The following is a 318-nucleotide window of genomic DNA, read 5'->3' as shown; positions in this document are numbered from 1 at the left end:
AGAGGGTGCAGGGGCAGGTTCCTGCGATGCGTGGTTCGGGGACGGTGGTGAAGGTCCAGGTGCTGCCTGCCGAGAGTTGCTGTCCTGTGGTGGAGGTTGCGGTGAGGGTGGCGGTGAAGGTGGTGGCTGGGGCCAGGGCAGCGGTGGGGGTGAAGGTTGCCTTGTTGGTGGCGGGGTCGTAGGCGGTGGTGCCGGCGACGGATGTGGTGCCGGGTCCGGTGAGGGTTATTTTGACGGTTGAGGCGGTGGCGGGTTTGGACAGGACGGTGGAGACGGTGCTGTCCAGTGCCACGCTGGAGGATCCGGCCAGGGGCTGTT

Annotated in this window: 1 protein-coding gene; it reads right to left on the bottom strand. The window is 67.0% G+C overall.

Going from position 1 to position 318, the window contains the following annotated elements; translation table 11 throughout:
- On the bottom strand, positions 1-318 hold a 318-nt coding region (locus ACU18_RS18695), incomplete at both ends, for an Ig-like domain-containing protein (protein WP_157407856.1).

The sequence above is a fragment of the Arthrobacter sp. ZBG10 genome (genome assembly GCF_001238605.1).
Classification (GTDB): domain Bacteria; phylum Actinomycetota; class Actinomycetes; order Actinomycetales; family Micrococcaceae; genus Arthrobacter.
The sequence above is the reverse complement of the archived record's forward strand: the minus strand, read 5'-3'. Positions and strand labels throughout refer to the sequence as shown.